The organism is Streptomyces sp. NPDC001002 (assembly GCF_053599215.1).
The window spans coordinates 20,517-34,477 of record NZ_JBSFLV010000072.1 but is presented as its reverse complement, the minus strand read 5'-3'; the positions used below and the strand labels follow the sequence as shown (position 1 = coordinate 34,477).

Below are 13,961 nucleotides of genomic sequence, written 5' to 3'. Positions count from 1 at the left end.
ATGAACTCCCGTGCGTGCAGGCTCAGTTGGGGCGCTTGGCGTGGTGGACCAGCTCGATCATGGTGTGGTCGGGGTCGTGGATGTAGCAGAACTTGGACTGGTTCTCGGGGCGTTGGATCGGCCGGGTGTGGCGGATGCCCAGGTCCTTGAGGTGGTCGAGGAAGTCGTCCCAGTCGTCGACCTCGACGGCGAAGTGATAGGGCGCCATGCGCTCCATCTCCTCGACCGGCGTGAAGTGGAGGTCGAAGTTGCCCCGGGTCATCAGCACCACACGGGTGTTGGACTTGGGCATGATCCGCTTCATCCCGAAGACCTTCGTGTACCACTCGGCGGTCCGGTCGGGGTCGGTGGTGGGGAAGTTGACGTGATGGATGTAGCGCGGTTCCTTGCTCATGGCTCGTTCCCTTCGATTCGTACGGGGTTGGAGAGCACGCCGATGCCGCTGATCCCGATCTCCACGGTGTCGCCGGGCTCCAGTTGGCAGGTGGCCTCGGCGCCCATCCACAGCACGTCACCGGGGTGCACGGTGTTGTGCCGGGTGATCTCGACGAGGTGGTCGAAGGGGTCGAACACCATGTCGCCGGTGGGGAATCGGGCCCGCGTCTCGCCGTTCACGCGCAGGGTGGTGGTCTGGGCGAGGGCGTCGACGTCGGTCTCGATCCAGGGCCCCATGGGCTTGAACGTGTCGCTGTTCTTGCTGCGCCAGAAGGTGCGGTCCTCGTGCTGCCAGGTGCGGGCGCTGACGTCGTTGCCGATGGTCCAGCCGAAGATCGACGCGCGCGCCTCCTCGTAGGAGGCGTGCCGCAGCGTTCGCCCGATGACGGCGACGAGTTCGGGCTCGGCCTCGAAGCGCCCGGTGACCTCGACGGGCTTGATGATGGGCGAACGGTGGCCGGTGAGCGCGTTGTTGGCCCGGTAGCCGACCTCGGGGCGCTTGGGGGTCTCGACGCCGGCGTGCGCGATGTGCCGCGGGTAGTTCATGCCGACGGCGTAGAAGACGGGCGGGAGGACGGGCGGCAGCCAGACGGCCTCCGCGAGCGGCACGGTGCCGGTCACGTCCGGGGCGCCTTCGAGCAAAGAGCCGGACCGCGACTCGTGCGCGGAGCCGGACGGCGACTCGTGCGCGGAGCCGGACGGCGACTCGTGCCCGGAGCCTGACGGCAACTCGTGCGCTGAGCCGGACGGCAACTCGAACGGAGACCCGGACAGCAGCTCGATGTCCCGCTCCCCCACCCGGCCCCAGACCGGCCGCCCGCCGACCGAGATCCGCGCGTACCTCATGGCACCAGCAGGTGGGAGACGCGCTTGGTGACCAGGTAGGAGTCCAGGGCCTCGGGCCCGCCCTCCCGCCCGTAGCCGCTCTCCTTCACTCCACCGGAGGGCGCCTCGTGGACCGAGCCGCCGCAGTGGTTGAGGGAGAGGATGCCGGCCTCCAGCTCGGCCGAAAGTCGTTCCGCGGTGGCCGCGTCGCGGGTGAATCCGTAGGCGGCGAGGCCGTACGGCAGGCCGTTCGCGGTCTTCAACGCCTCGTCGAGATCCGTGAACGGCACGATGGGCGCGAGCGGTCCGAACGGCTCCTCGTGCAGCACCTCCGCGTCCGGCGGTACGTCGCTGAGGACGGTCGGCGCGAAGAAGTACCCGGCGCGGTCGAGCCGTTCGCCGCCGGTGAGCACCTTCGCTCCGCGGGCGACGGCGTCGGCGGTCAGCCGCTGCATCGCGGTGAGCCGGCGTTCGTTGGCGAGGGGGCCCATGGTGGTGCCCTCGGCCAGTCCGTCGCCGACGACCACGGACTCGGCGGCCGTCACGAACTCGGCGGTGAAGTCGTCGATCAGGCTCTCGTGGACCAGGAACCGGCTCGGCGAGGTGCACACCTGACCGGCGTTGAGGAACTTGGCCTGGGCCGCGCGCCGGGCGGCCGTGGCCGGGTCGGCGTCCGCGCAGACGATCACCGGGGCGTGGCCGCCCAGTTCCATCAGGGAGGGCTTCATGACCTTGCCGGCCTCGGCGGCGAGGAGCTTGCCGACCGGGACCGAGCCGGTGAAGGCGACCAGGCGGATGACCGGAGAGGCGATCAACTGGGCGGATACTTCGGCCGGTTCGCCGAAGACGAGGTTGAGGACGCCGGCCGGCAGACCCGCGTCCACGAAGCAGGCGACCAGGGCGGCGGCGGTCGCGGGGGTCTCCTCGGAGGCCTTGATGACGATCGAGCAGCCGGCGGTCAGCGCGGAGGAGATCTTCCGCATGGGGCCGCCGGCGGGGAAGTTCCACGGCACGAACGCGGCGACGGGGCCGACGGGTTCGCGGCGCACGGAGAGCACGGTGCCGGGGGCGGACGGGATGAGGCGGCCGTACGCGCGGCGGGCGTCCTCGATGTGCCAGCGCAGGGTGTCCGCGACCCGGCGGGCCTCACCGGCGGCCTCCGCGAGGGGTTTGCCCTGCTCCTGGGTCATGATCCGGCCCACGGTGGCGGCGCGTTCGGTGAGCAGGTCGGCGGCGGTGTGCAGGATCTGCGTGCGCTTGGCGATCGACGTACCGCGCCAGGTGCGGAAGCCCGCGTCGGCGGCCGCCAGGGCGCGGTCGAGGTCGGCGGGGGTGGCGAGGGGTACGTCGCCGATCACCTCTTCGGTGGCCGGGTTCACGATCGGGGCGGTACGTCCGGTGCCGCCCTGGCACCACTCGCCCGCTATGTACATGCGGACGGCGGGGTAGCCGTGGTCGGTGGTCATGGGTGGGTGCCCTCTCAGGGTCAGGACCGGTCAGGGGCTTCCTGGTCGCGGTTGGTGCGCAGCGCCCAGATGTGGTGCGGCGGGGTGGTCTCGTGGACACGGGTCTCGTAGGTGTCGTCGACCCGGTCCATGTCGGCGGCGTACTCGACGCGGCCGCCGCAGGGGGCGTGCAGGAAGCGGAAGACGTTGGAGCCGATGGTGTGCCGGCCGAGTCGGCGTGCTTCCCGCCAGCCCTTGTCGATCATGTGGTTGCCGCCTTCGACTACGTCGTCGAAGCCGGGGACCTCGTAGGCGATGTGGTTGATCCCGGCCCGGTCGGGGCGGTGGCACAGGAGCATGGTGTGCTGGTCCTCGTCGCCCGGGGCCTGCATGAAGACGCCCATGGGTTCGACGACATCGGTCGGGCGGAAGCCGAGGAGCTCGGTGTAGAAGGCGACGGCCGCCTCCTTGCCGGGCTTGGGGATGTTCAGCGCCACGTGGCACATGCGCAGCGGGCGGACCCGCTCGATGGCCGTCAGGGCGGTGTTCCAGCGGGTGACGTTGCCCAGCGCGTTCGCGGGGCGAGGTGTGACCGGGGCCTGCTTCGGGCGGGCCAGGGCCAGTCCGACGCCGAAGCCGGTCTCGTCCACGGTGTGGTGGACTCCGTCGGCGCTCTCGCGGACCTCGCGGTCCTTGGCCACGACGGCCACAAGGCGTTGCAGTTCCTCCTGCGTGTCGACGCCCCACACCACCTCGCGCAGGGTCGGCCCGTCCTCCACCGGTGACGGCAGCAGCGGCCCGGGAACCGTGTCCAGGTGGAGGGTCTGCCCGGTCAGCGTCTCGAAGACGGCGTGCTCCTCGGTCCGCTCCAGCGGGAACAGCCCGAAGTCGTCGAAGAAGCGGGCGCATTCGTCGAGATCGTCGATGCCGTAGGTGACCGATTCGATTCTCTGGATTCCCATGGATTCCTCGCTTCCGGGTCGCCTCGTGAGCGTAGGTTCGCGCGCGCCCGCCCCTCAATGGCCTGAGCTCTACGAGGTGCGCAATCGTTTCTTGCGACAGCCGCCCGCAGTTGTCCGCGTATCGGTTATCCGCGCATCGCGGGGATGGGATTCTGTGAGAACCACTCGGCGAGGAAGTCCAGGAAGACGCTGACCTTGCGCGGGGTGTCCTGGCCTGGACCGTAGATCGCGTACAACGGGCGGTCCGGTACGGCCAGTTCGGGCAGCAGCACCTGGAGCGCGCCGGAGACGAGGTCGTCGTAGGCGGGGCGCTGCGGGAGCAGGGCGATGCCGCGGCCGTGGACGGCGGCCTTCTGCAGGGCGATGTAGGAATTCGACGAGAACGCGATGTTGCGGATCTTGTGCAGGGTGCTCTGGTGTCCGTGGCCGATGCGCCAGACCGGGTCGTTGACGTGCACGAGGCAGTCGCGGGTGGCGAGGTCGTTCGGGTGGGCCAGCGGACCCTCCCGGTCGACGTACGTCTTGGACGCGCACAGCACGAAGGGCAGGGAGGAGATCTTCTTCAGGCGGACGCTGGAGTCCCGTAGATCCCGGGTGTGGAATGCGACGTCGAATCCGCTGTCCAGGAAGTCATAGGTACGGTCGGACATTCCGCCGAGTTCGAAACGGACCTGGATTTTGGGGTGGGCCGCGGAAAAGGCGGCTATCGCGTCACCGAGATCGAGGCTGCCTATCCATTTCGGGCAGATGATGCTCAGCATTCCTTCGGCGCGGTCGTGCAGATGCGCGATGCCGGCGTCCTCGGCCTCGATCTCGTCCAGAATGCGGGCGGCGAATTCCGCGTACCGCAGGCCCGGTTCGGTCAGGCTCACCGAGCGCGCCGTGCGGTTCACGAGCCGGACGCCCACCTGTCGCTCCAATTCGGCGACGTGCCGTGACACCAGCGAGCCGGACGAACCCAGCTTCTTCGCGGCTCCGCTGAAACTGCCCACCTGGGCGACGGTCACGAAGCTGTGCATGAGGAGCAAGCGATCCATGATTTCCTCCGGGCCCTCCCGCTCGCGGCGTCGAGAGTGGGGGGTTGTGTGCGGCTCGGACACCGTGAGGGGGAGGCACCGCGTCCTGGTGGGGCCCGTTACTTCGGGCAGTACTGGGGTGCGTCGCTCAGATTGTCCTTGGTGACCAAGACAAGAGGAATGTTGGCAATCTTGTCAACCTTCTTGTCCCCGAGCAGACCGACGGCGTTCTTGACCGCGGTGTCCCCGATCGTCTTGGCCGAGTTCGCGACGGTCGCCGAGAACTCGCCCGACTTCACGGCCGCGAGTCCTTCCTCGGTCCCGTTGACGGTGACGATCTTGACGTCCTTCTTGCCGGCCGCGTCGAACGCCTTGCGCACCGCGAACGCCATGTCCTCGTTGGCGACGAAGGCGTAGTCCAGGTCGGGCTGGGCCTCGATCATGTTCTCGGCGACGTCCTGCGCCTTGGCCGGGTTGAACATGCCGGGCTGGTTGGCGACCACCTTGGCGGTGGCCGGCAACGCGCCCTTGAAGCCGTTCACCAAGAGGTCGGACGCGGCGCCCGGGGCACCGGCGACGATGCCGACCTTCACGTCCTTGCCGCCGGCGTCGTCGGCGACCCAACCGGCGTCCAGGGCACCGACCTTGCCGAGGTCGACGACGGCCGCGCCGAGGATGTCGTTCACGTCGCTGGTGGCCACCGACGTGAGATAGATCGGGATGTCGGAGGCCTTGGCCTTGGCTATGTCGCCCTTGAGGGAGTCGACGTTGACCGTCTGCACGATCAGCGCGCTCACATTGCGGGAGATCATGTCCTCGATGTTGGACAGCTCGGTACCGGCGTTCTGATGCGAGTTGGCCGTGTAGACCTTCGCGCCCTCCGTCTTGGCCGTCTCCTCAACTGCCTTCTGCAGACAGGTGTGGAAGCTGGTGTCACCGCCGTTGACGAACCCCAGGGTGAGGTCGCCCGAAGTGCTGCTGCCACTGTCGCTGTCATTGCCGCAGCCGCTCAGGACCAGGGTGGTCGTGACGGCCGTGGCGAGCAGTGCGCTGCGGGAACTGACGGAAATTCTCATGGAGTTTCGCCCTTTCAGAGGGACAGGGTTCGGAGAGGCAAGTGGGTCAAGTCGTCCAGGTGGCGGGGCAGTTCAGTGGCGTGACCTGGCACGGGCCTTGTGCATCTCGTTGGCGATGGCCGCGACGAGCAGCACGGCGCCGACCGAGACCGGCTGGTAATTGCTGGAGAAATCCAGGAGGTTGAGCGCGTTGGCGACCACGCCGAGCAGCACCAGGCCCAGGGCGGTGCCTACGACGGTGCCGTAGCCGCCGGCCAGCGAGGTGCCGCCGATGACGACCGCGGCGACGACGGCGAGTTGGAGCGAGAGTCCGGCGGTGCCGCCTGGGCTGGAGGAACCGAGGCGGGAGAGCAGCATCAGACCGGCGAGCCCGGAGAGGGTGCCGGTGAGGCCGTAGAGGGTGAGTTTGCGGGCGGTGACGTTGATGCCGCTGAGCCGGGCCACGTGTTCGTTGCCGCCGATCGCGAAGGCGTCCCGGCCGAACACCGTGAACCGCATGACCAGGGCGGTCGCGATCAGGACGAGGACGGCGACGACCAGCAGATACGGCACGCCGAGCACCTTGTCGTTGCCGAGCGCGAACATCCGGGTGCCGATGGAGATGGTGTTGCCGTCGTGCACCAGCAGCGCCACGCCGTCGAGCAGGGTGGCCGAGGCCAGTGTGGCGACGAAGGGCGCCACGTTGGTGAACGTCACCACCAGCCCGTTCACCAGCCCGATCGCCGTGCCCAGCACCAGCGCGACGACCACGGTGTACGCCGTGGCGTGGCCGCCCGCGAGCAGCTTCGCGGCGACCGCCGCGGTGACGGCGACGTTGGAGCCCATGGAGAAGTCCATGCCGCCCGCGGTCATCAGCAGCGTGAGCCCGGCGGCGAGCACCGCGTTGACGCTGATCTGGCTCAGGACGTTGATGATGTTCCGGTCGGTGGCGAACGTCTCGCTCTGCGCGGCCGTGAAGATCACCACGAGGGCGAGGACGACGATCAGTCCGGCGTGCGGTACGTCGCGCAGCGCGGCGAGCGAGAAGCGGGATCGGCGGGACGCTTCGGGCGGGTCGGAGACGCCGGGGGCATCGGGAAGTGTCTTGACGCTCACTGCGGTTCGCCTCCGAGGGCCGTGGCGACGAGTTCGTCGCGGGTGATGGCGGTGATGTCGTGCTCGGCGACCGTGCGGCCCGCGCTCACCACGACGACCCGGTCGGCCAGGCGCATGACCTCTTCGGCGGACGAGGAGGCGAGCAGTACGGCCACGCCCCGGGAGGCGAGGTCGTCGATGAGGGTGTGGATGTCGGCCATGGCCGCGATGTCCACGCCGTTGGTGGGGTCCTCCAGGAAGCAGGCGGCCGGTGAGGTCTCCAGCCACTTGCCGAGCAGCACCTTCTGCTGGTTGCCGCCCGACAGCGCGCTCACCGGCGGATTGCCGGACAGCGCCTTGACGCCGTAGCTGCGCCTCAACGGGGCGGCGCGCCGGGCGAGTTGGGTACGGCGGTGCAGGCGCCGGCGGTGGAAGCGGTCGTCGGCGAGCATCAGGTTCTCGTCCAGGGAGAGTTCCGGGACGAGGCCGAGGGCGCGGCGGTCGCCGGTGACGCAGCGCAGTCCGCTGGCGAGCGAGGCGGGGACCTTGCCGAAGGGCACCGGGCGTCCCTCGACGGCGAGTTGACCGGCGTCGGGCCGCTGCCGTCCGGACAGCAGGTCGAACAGGCGGGACTGGGCGTCCCCGGCGGGCCCGAGGACGGCCACGATCTCGCCCTTGCGGACGTCGACGGTGAAGTCCCGGATGGCCCGACCGTGGGTCAACCCCCTTACGGAGAGGCCGACTTCGTCCTTGGGCTCGGGGCGTTCGGGCCGGGTGGAGACGACATCGCGGCCCACCATGGCCCGTACGAGATCCGTGTGGTCCATCTCCGAGGCGGGCGCCGTGCGGACCACTCCCCCGTCCCGCAGGACGGTGAGACGGTCGGCGACAGCCATGACCTCGTCGATGTAGTGGGAGATGTAGACGACGGCGACGCCCTCGTCGCGCAACGTCCGTACCAGGGACCGGATTTGGTCCGCGGACTCGGCGCTCAGGCAGGCGGTCGGTTCGTCGAGGATCAGGATCCGGCCACCGCGGCGGACCTCGCGGGCCACCTCGACCATGGTCTGTTCGGCGACACTGAGCGAACCGGCGGTGCGCTCCACGTCGATGTCGATGCCGAGCCCGTGCAGGGCGGCGCGGGCCTGGTCGCGGACGGTCTTCCAGCGCACAGCGCGGGCCCGGGTGGGCAGGTCGCCCAGCAGGACGTTCTCGGCGACGGTCAGGCCCATCGCCAGTTCGCGGCGCTGCGGCACTGAGGCGATGCCGAGCCGACGCGCCCTGCGCACGGTGAGTCCGTGCTGGACGTGTCCGTCAACCTCGATCGTGCCGCCGTCGGCCTGGTGGACCCCGGAGAGGATCTGCACGAGGGTCGACTTGCCGGCGCCGTTCATGCCCATGAGGGCGTGGATCTCGCCGGGGTACAGGTCGAGGTCGACGCCCTTGAGGGCGGCGGCCCCGCCGAAGCTCTTGCGGACACCCCGGACGCGAAGCACGGCCGCGGGCCTGTCCTCGAAGGCCGGAGCGGCCGGGTCGGCCGGTGTCACGGCGGCACCTCCCTGCGTGCCCGGGCCGGTCAGGGAACTCACGGCTGCGGCCGGTCGGCGACGAGGTCGACCCGCCCGTAGCCGCGGATGTCGGGGAAGGGCGGTTCCTTGTCGGCCTGGAGGTCCACCTGGAAGGTGTTGAGGCACATGCCGAGCATGGTGAAGTTGCCGAGCGCGCCGATGGTGTCGACCAGGCCCTTGGAGCCGAAGTGCGCGAGGGCCGCGGCGAAGGTCTCGTCGGTGACGAAGTGCTCGTCGAGGATCTCCCGGCAGAACCGGTAGAAGGCCTGGTCGGCTTCGTTGTCGAAGACGGCCTCGCGCTTCTCGGCGATGGCCTCGACCGCCGCCTCGGGGATGCCTGCCTCGATCGCCTGGTGCACATGCGCGTTCCAGGAGTACTGGGCGTCCCAGTTGCGAGCGGCCATCAGCAGCGTCAACTCACGCAGATGCCGGGGCAGACTGCACTCGAACCGGGCGAACGCACCGAGCGATTCGGCCCGTTCGCACATCTCCGGGCTGTGCAGCCAGACCCGGAAGGGACCGCGGACCGCGCCGCGCCGGCCGGCTATGCGGGCGGCCAGCTCCTGCTGCCGTGGATCCATTTCCTCTTCGCTGAGAACGGGGAGCCTCATCTGGCCGTACCTGCCTTTTCTTTCCGCCGCGTTTCGGGCACGGAACGGGAAACCGTCCGACGCGAGCAGACCGTACAGCCGGGTTCCGGAAGCTCAGCCCCTCCCGGACTGCAACGTAAAACTGCACGCTGGAGGGCACCCATTCACCCGCGCGCGACCTAACGTCGGTCAACACATCGCCGCCCGAGGAACGGAGAGGAAGCCCGGATGACCACGATCATCAAGGTCGCGTCGGTACCGCCACTGGACCGCGGAGGTGCCGTCGTCTCGACGCCGCTGATCACCACGCCGTCGGCCGGCGGGGAGAACAGGATCACCAGCGGGATGAGCGTCTATCCGGTCGGCTCCGGCGCCCCGCTGCACTCGCACAACTGCGACGAGCACGTGACGATCTTGGAGGGCCGGGCGGAGGTGTGGGTCGACGGCGAGGTGACCAAGCTGGAGCAGTACGACACCACTTATGTCCCGTCGCCGATCCCGCACCTCTTCCGGAACATCGGTGACGTACCGCTGCGCATCCTGTGGGTGTACTCCTCCGGCCATGTGACACGGACGTTCACCGAGACCGGGAAGACGGTGGAACACCTGTCGGATGAGGACCAGATGGGCAACGACTGACCGCCGCAAGGCAGTTGGGAACGACGGACGCCGGCCCCGCATCCCGTGCGGTGGCCGGCGTCCGTCGTTCCATGACCCGTGCGTGCTCAGTGCGCGGTGACCAGCTTCCGCTCGCTGCCGGTCGGGGTGTCGGACTTGGCGCTGCGCAGCGCCGCGATGCCGATGAAGACCATGGACGAGACACCGGCGAGCGCGAAGGCGGTGAAGCCCCAGTCGCCGTTGCCCGCGGCGAGCAACTGGCCGCCGAGCCACGGTCCGAAGACGGCGCCGAAGCGGCCCATGCCGGAGGTCCAGCCGACGGCGGTGGCACGGCTGTCGGGCGTGGAGCGGATCGAGACGGTCGCGTAGATCATCGTCTGGGCGCTGTTGAGGAAGACGCCGGTGAGGAAGACGACCAGCATCGTGACCGCCTGCGCCATGTGGACACCGAGCAGGAAGACGCCAACGGCCGTGAGGGCGAACCAGATCGCCGAGATGCGCGGGGCGCCGAAGCGGTCGGCGGCACGCCCTGCCACGAGCATGCCCACGATGCCGCCGAGGTTGAAGACGACCACGAAGGTCAGCGCGTTGGCCAACTCGTAGCCCTCGGCGCGCATCAGGGTGGGCAGCCAGGTGGCCACGCCGTAGACCAGCAACAGCCCGCCGAAGGAGGCCAGCCAGTACAGCAGGGTCTGGATCCACTCGCCGCCACGGAACAGACCGACCAGGGCGTCCCAGCGGTCCGCTGCGGTCTTCTTGCCCGCCGCGGCCGGGAGTTCGACGTCGTAGCGGGTGGCGAGTTCACGGGCTTCGTCGGTACGTCCCTTGGCGACCAGGAAGCTCAGCGACTCGGGCAGGAACCTGGCGAGCACCGGCGCGAAGGCCAGCGGGACCACACACACCCAGAAGGCGGCGCGCCAACCGACCGGATCCACCAGCCACTTGGCGACGTAGGCGGACAGGATGCCGCCCGCGTGGTGGGCGGTCATCAGCATGCCGATGGTGAGGGCGGTGCGGCCGCGCGGGGCGTAGTCGGAGACCATGCTGATCGCGGTCGGCAGCAGACCGCCGAGGCCGACGCCCGCGAGGGTCCGGCCCAGGCCGAAGACCTCGATGCTGCCGGAGACCGCGCAGATCCCGGAGGCCAGCGAGAAGAGCGTCACGCAGGCGACCATCAGCTTCTTGCGGCCGATCCGGTCCGCGATCGTGCCGGCGGTGAGCGCGCCGACCAGCATGCCGAAGGTGGCGTAGCTGCCGAGGTCGCCGGCCTGGTCGGCGGTGAGCCCGAAGGTCTTCGTCTCCAGCAGGTGCGGCAGCACCGAGCCGTAGATGAACATGTCGAGCCCGTCGAAGAGCACGGCCAGCCAGCACAGGCCGACGACGATCAGCGCGAGTCTGCTGCCGCGGGCGGACGAAGGGGACAGGGAGGGGGACGGGGAGGAGGACATCGTTGGTTACCTCTCGTGCTTGGTGCGCTAGACGCTAAGGAGCCACCCCCGGGATAGTCAACGTTTTTGTCAACAATCTCATCGACAGTTGCTCGGGGGTGGCTCTCGCGCACCGTTCAGCCGACCGGCGGCGTCCCGTGCGTGTGGAAGGACTCGATGGTCTTCAGGCCCCAGGCCTGCCCCTTCTTCCGCTCCTCCTCGGTCCAGGTGATCAGCGGCCAGTCGGGGGCCAGGACGAGCCGGGTGAGCGGGTTGCACAGTTCGATCCGGTTGCCGCCCGGCTCGTAGACGTAGAGGAAGAACGTCTGCTGGATGGCGTGCTTGTGCGGGCCCGTCTCGATGAACACGCCTGTGTCGATGGCGAGATCGGCCGCCCGCAGGATGTCCTCGCGGGTGTCGGTGGCGAAGGCGATGTGATGCAGCCGCCCGCTCGAACCGGTCCAGTCCTCGGTGTAGACGACGTCGTACGACTTGTTCGTGTACGTCAGCCAACGCGCCGCGATCCGCCCGCTGTTGAGCCGGATCTGTTCCGTAGGCCGGGCGCCCAGCACGTGTTGCTGGAACTCGGCGCTGGAAAGCACGTCCGCGGCAAGGAAGTTGATGTGGTCGAGGCGCCGAACTCCGACGCCCCGGTTGGGCTTGGCCTGCGGCTGGTTCTTCAGCGCGGGCTTCAGTTCGTCGGGCGCCTGGTAGTACTCGCTCTCCCAGTACAGGGCGTGCTCGTGGCCGTCCGGGTCGGTGGTGACGTACAGCTTGCCGAGGCCGGGTTCGTCCTCGACCCACCTGCCGGTGCCGCCCGCCTCCTCGACCGCCTTGACCCGGCGCTGGAGGGCCTCCTCGCTGGAGGTGCGCAGGGCGAGCCGACCGAGGCCGGGCTGTGCGCGGGCCGTGAGGACCAGGCTGTGGTGCTCGTAGTCGTCGTAGGTGCGCAGATGGACGGTGTCGCCGTCCTGCCCGTTGACGGTCAGCCCGAGGTAGTCGGTGAAGAAGGCGACACTGGCTTCCAGGTCCGGGGTGAAGAGCTGGGCGTGGCCGATATGGGCGATGTCACCGAGCGGCGGAGCCATCGTTGCCTCCAAGGGGGTGTGCGGGTGCGGGCGCGGGGGCTGTGTCGGCCGACCGGGGGAAGACGGTGCCGTCGAAGATCTTGCGTGCGGTGCGTACGACCGCGGTTCGGCGGACCACGGGAGCGGAACCGTCGGTTCCGGCGGCCACGCTAGTTTCGATGTCTAGGAATCCGCTGGGATGCTCGATGCGAATTCGGTCACTTTGTGCTGGTTCTTTCGGTGGTACGGGGATGTCCGCGATCCCCTCCCCCACCCCACCCGGCACCAGCAGCCCCGCCGCCACGCTCGCGGCGCCCAGGACGCCGATCGAGGTGTGGCAGCGGACCGGGATGAAGGTGCGAGTCATGAGGGCCCCGCCGTCCGTGGGCGGCGCCAGCAGGCTGAGCTTGGGCACGGTGGTGCCCTCGACGTCACCGAGACCCATCAGCTTGCCGGCCTCCAGGCGGATCTCCCGGAGGCGGTCGGCGAGGGTGAGGTCCTCCTCCAGGTCCTTGGGCGCCTCGTAGCCGGTGACGTCCAGCGCGGTGGCCGGGATGAGGACGACCGGCATGCCGTTGTCGACGCAGGTCACCTCGATGCCGGCGATCACGTCCCGGACGCGCCCGGTCGGCAGCAGCTGCCCGCTGCCTTGCGGGAATTCGATCACCACCGGAGCCGCGGTACCGGGCACGCCGGATATCTCCGCGGTGCCGGTGTAGTCGACCCGCCCGCCCGGCGTGGGGAAGCGCGCGATCGCCAGTTCCTCGGTGTTGAGCATGCGGATGCGGACGGATGTCTCACCGTCACCGGGGGCCACGAGCCCCCGCTCCACGGCGAACGGGCCAATTCCGGCAAGGATGTTGCCGCAGTTCTGCCGGTCGGTGACCTCGGGGCGGTCGACGGCGACCTGGAGGAACAGGTAGTCGACGTCGGCTTCGGGGTCGGCCGAGGCGGAGACGACGGCCACCTTGCTGGTCAACGGGTGGGCGCCGCCCAGTCCGTCGATCTGGCGCGGGTCGGGGCTGCCCATGACGCGCAACAGCAGGTCGTCGCGTTCGGCGGGGTCGGCCGGCAGGTCCTCGGCGAGGAAGTAGGCGCCCTTGGAGGTGCCGCCACGCATCAGCATGCAGCGGACCTCCTCGGGCCCACCGGTCACGGCTGCTCCCCCGCGTACTCCTCGTAGGTCTTGTACTCGACGCCGAGTCGCTTGAGCGTCTCCCTCAACCCGTAGCGGTCCAGGCCGAGTTGGCCTTCGAGGAAGGCGGCGCGGGTGGCGGCCTCCTTGGCCTCGCGGGCCTCGGACTTCGCCGCCGTCTCGCGGGCCTGCTCGCGCGGTACGACCACCACGCCGTCGTCGTCGGCGACGATCACGTCTCCGGGGCGGACGACCTGGCCGTCGATGGCGACGGGCACGTTGACCGAGCCGCCGGTGGCCTTGACGGTGCCCTGGGAGGAGACAACACGGGACCAGCCGGGGAAGCCCATGTCGCGCAGTTCCTGGGTGTCGCGGATGCCCGTGTTGAGGACGACGCCACGCACCCCGCGGTGCTGCAACGCGGTGGCGAACAGCTCGCCGAACAGGCCGTCCGTGCACGGGGATGTGGTGGTGACGACCAGGATGTCGCCCTCGCCGCACTGCTCAACGGCCGCGTGGATCATGAGGTTGTCGCCGGGCCAGCCGAGCACGGTGACCGCGGTGCCCGCGACCCGAACTCCCTGCTGGACAGGTCGAATTGACGGCCCGAGCAGACCGGTGCGGCCCATCGCCTCGCTGATGGTGGCCACGCCGAAGCCGGCCAGCGCGTCGACGTCCTTCGCGTCCGCCTTCGGCGGGTTGGTGACGATCACTCCGCCCATG

Annotated in this window: 14 protein-coding genes; 1 reads left to right on the top strand and 13 read right to left on the bottom strand. The window is 69.4% G+C overall.

The window, feature by feature from the left end:
- Positions 1–22: 22 nt before the first annotated feature.
- The 9 genes from ACWDR3_RS28830 to ACWDR3_RS28790 all read right to left on the bottom strand — a co-directional run bounded on the left by ACWDR3_RS28830 (position 23) and on the right by ACWDR3_RS28790 (position 8,982).
- Complete coding sequence (locus ACWDR3_RS28830) at positions 23–394, bottom strand: VOC family protein (RefSeq protein WP_401711803.1); 372 nt, start codon at positions 392–394, stop codon at positions 23–25.
- A complete protein-coding gene (locus ACWDR3_RS28825) occupies positions 391–1,281 on the bottom strand; it encodes a fumarylacetoacetate hydrolase family protein (protein WP_450355490.1) in 891 nt (296 codons plus the stop codon). The genes ACWDR3_RS28830 and ACWDR3_RS28825 overlap by 4 nt, the downstream gene beginning before the upstream one ends.
- A complete protein-coding gene (locus tag ACWDR3_RS28820) occupies positions 1,278–2,726 on the bottom strand; it encodes an NAD-dependent succinate-semialdehyde dehydrogenase (RefSeq protein ID WP_450355489.1) in 1,449 nt (482 codons plus the stop codon). Before ACWDR3_RS28820 ends, ACWDR3_RS28825 begins: the two co-directional genes overlap by 4 nt.
- A gap of 20 nt (positions 2,727–2,746) precedes the next feature.
- Positions 2,747–3,667, bottom strand: coding sequence for a VOC family protein (locus ACWDR3_RS28815; protein ID WP_450355488.1), 921 nt, complete (start codon positions 3,665–3,667; stop codon positions 2,747–2,749).
- A 125-nt stretch (positions 3,668–3,792) separates the two neighbouring features.
- A complete protein-coding gene (locus ACWDR3_RS28810) occupies positions 3,793–4,704 on the bottom strand; it encodes a LysR family transcriptional regulator (RefSeq protein ID WP_450355487.1) in 912 nt (303 codons plus the stop codon).
- Between the two features lie 98 nt (positions 4,705–4,802).
- Entirely contained in the window at positions 4,803–5,759 is a 957-nt protein-coding gene (locus ACWDR3_RS28805; protein WP_450355486.1) for a sugar ABC transporter substrate-binding protein, read from the bottom strand.
- A 72-nt stretch (positions 5,760–5,831) separates the two neighbouring features.
- Positions 5,832–6,854: an ABC transporter permease gene (locus tag ACWDR3_RS28800; RefSeq protein WP_450355485.1), complete on the bottom strand. Its 1,023-nt coding sequence runs from the start codon at positions 6,852–6,854 to the stop codon at positions 5,832–5,834.
- Positions 6,851–8,380, bottom strand: coding sequence for a sugar ABC transporter ATP-binding protein (locus ACWDR3_RS28795; protein ID WP_450355484.1), 1,530 nt, complete (start codon positions 8,378–8,380; stop codon positions 6,851–6,853). The genes ACWDR3_RS28800 and ACWDR3_RS28795 overlap by 4 nt, the downstream gene beginning before the upstream one ends.
- A gap of 38 nt (positions 8,381–8,418) precedes the next feature.
- Positions 8,419–8,982: a carboxymuconolactone decarboxylase family protein gene (locus ACWDR3_RS28790; protein WP_450355483.1), complete on the bottom strand. Its 564-nt coding sequence runs from the start codon at positions 8,980–8,982 to the stop codon at positions 8,419–8,421.
- Positions 8,983–9,219: 237 nt separating this feature from the next.
- Between ACWDR3_RS28790 and ACWDR3_RS28785 the strand changes: the two genes are divergently transcribed.
- Complete coding sequence (locus ACWDR3_RS28785; protein WP_450355482.1) at positions 9,220–9,630, top strand: cupin domain-containing protein; 411 nt, start codon at positions 9,220–9,222, stop codon at positions 9,628–9,630.
- Between the two features lie 86 nt (positions 9,631–9,716).
- Here ACWDR3_RS28785 and ACWDR3_RS28780 read toward each other — a convergent pair whose 3' ends face one another.
- The 4 genes from ACWDR3_RS28780 to ACWDR3_RS28765 form a co-directional block, all read right to left on the bottom strand.
- On the bottom strand, positions 9,717–11,057 hold the full coding sequence (locus ACWDR3_RS28780) for an MFS transporter (RefSeq protein WP_450355481.1): 1,341 nt from the start codon (positions 11,055–11,057) through the stop codon (positions 9,717–9,719).
- A 116-nt stretch (positions 11,058–11,173) separates the two neighbouring features.
- Positions 11,174–12,124, bottom strand: coding sequence for a catechol 2,3-dioxygenase (locus ACWDR3_RS28775; RefSeq protein ID WP_450355480.1), 951 nt, complete (start codon positions 12,122–12,124; stop codon positions 11,174–11,176).
- Positions 12,105–13,229 (bottom strand): 4-oxalomesaconate tautomerase, encoded by a 1,125-nt coding sequence (locus tag ACWDR3_RS28770; protein WP_450355504.1) that lies wholly within the window; start codon positions 13,227–13,229, stop codon positions 12,105–12,107. Before ACWDR3_RS28770 ends, ACWDR3_RS28775 begins: the two co-directional genes overlap by 20 nt.
- A 26-nt stretch (positions 13,230–13,255) precedes the next feature.
- On the bottom strand, positions 13,256–13,960 hold the full coding sequence (locus ACWDR3_RS28765) for a 4-carboxy-4-hydroxy-2-oxoadipate aldolase/oxaloacetate decarboxylase (protein ID WP_450355479.1): 705 nt from the start codon (positions 13,958–13,960) through the stop codon (positions 13,256–13,258).
- Position 13,961 lies beyond the last annotated feature (1 nt).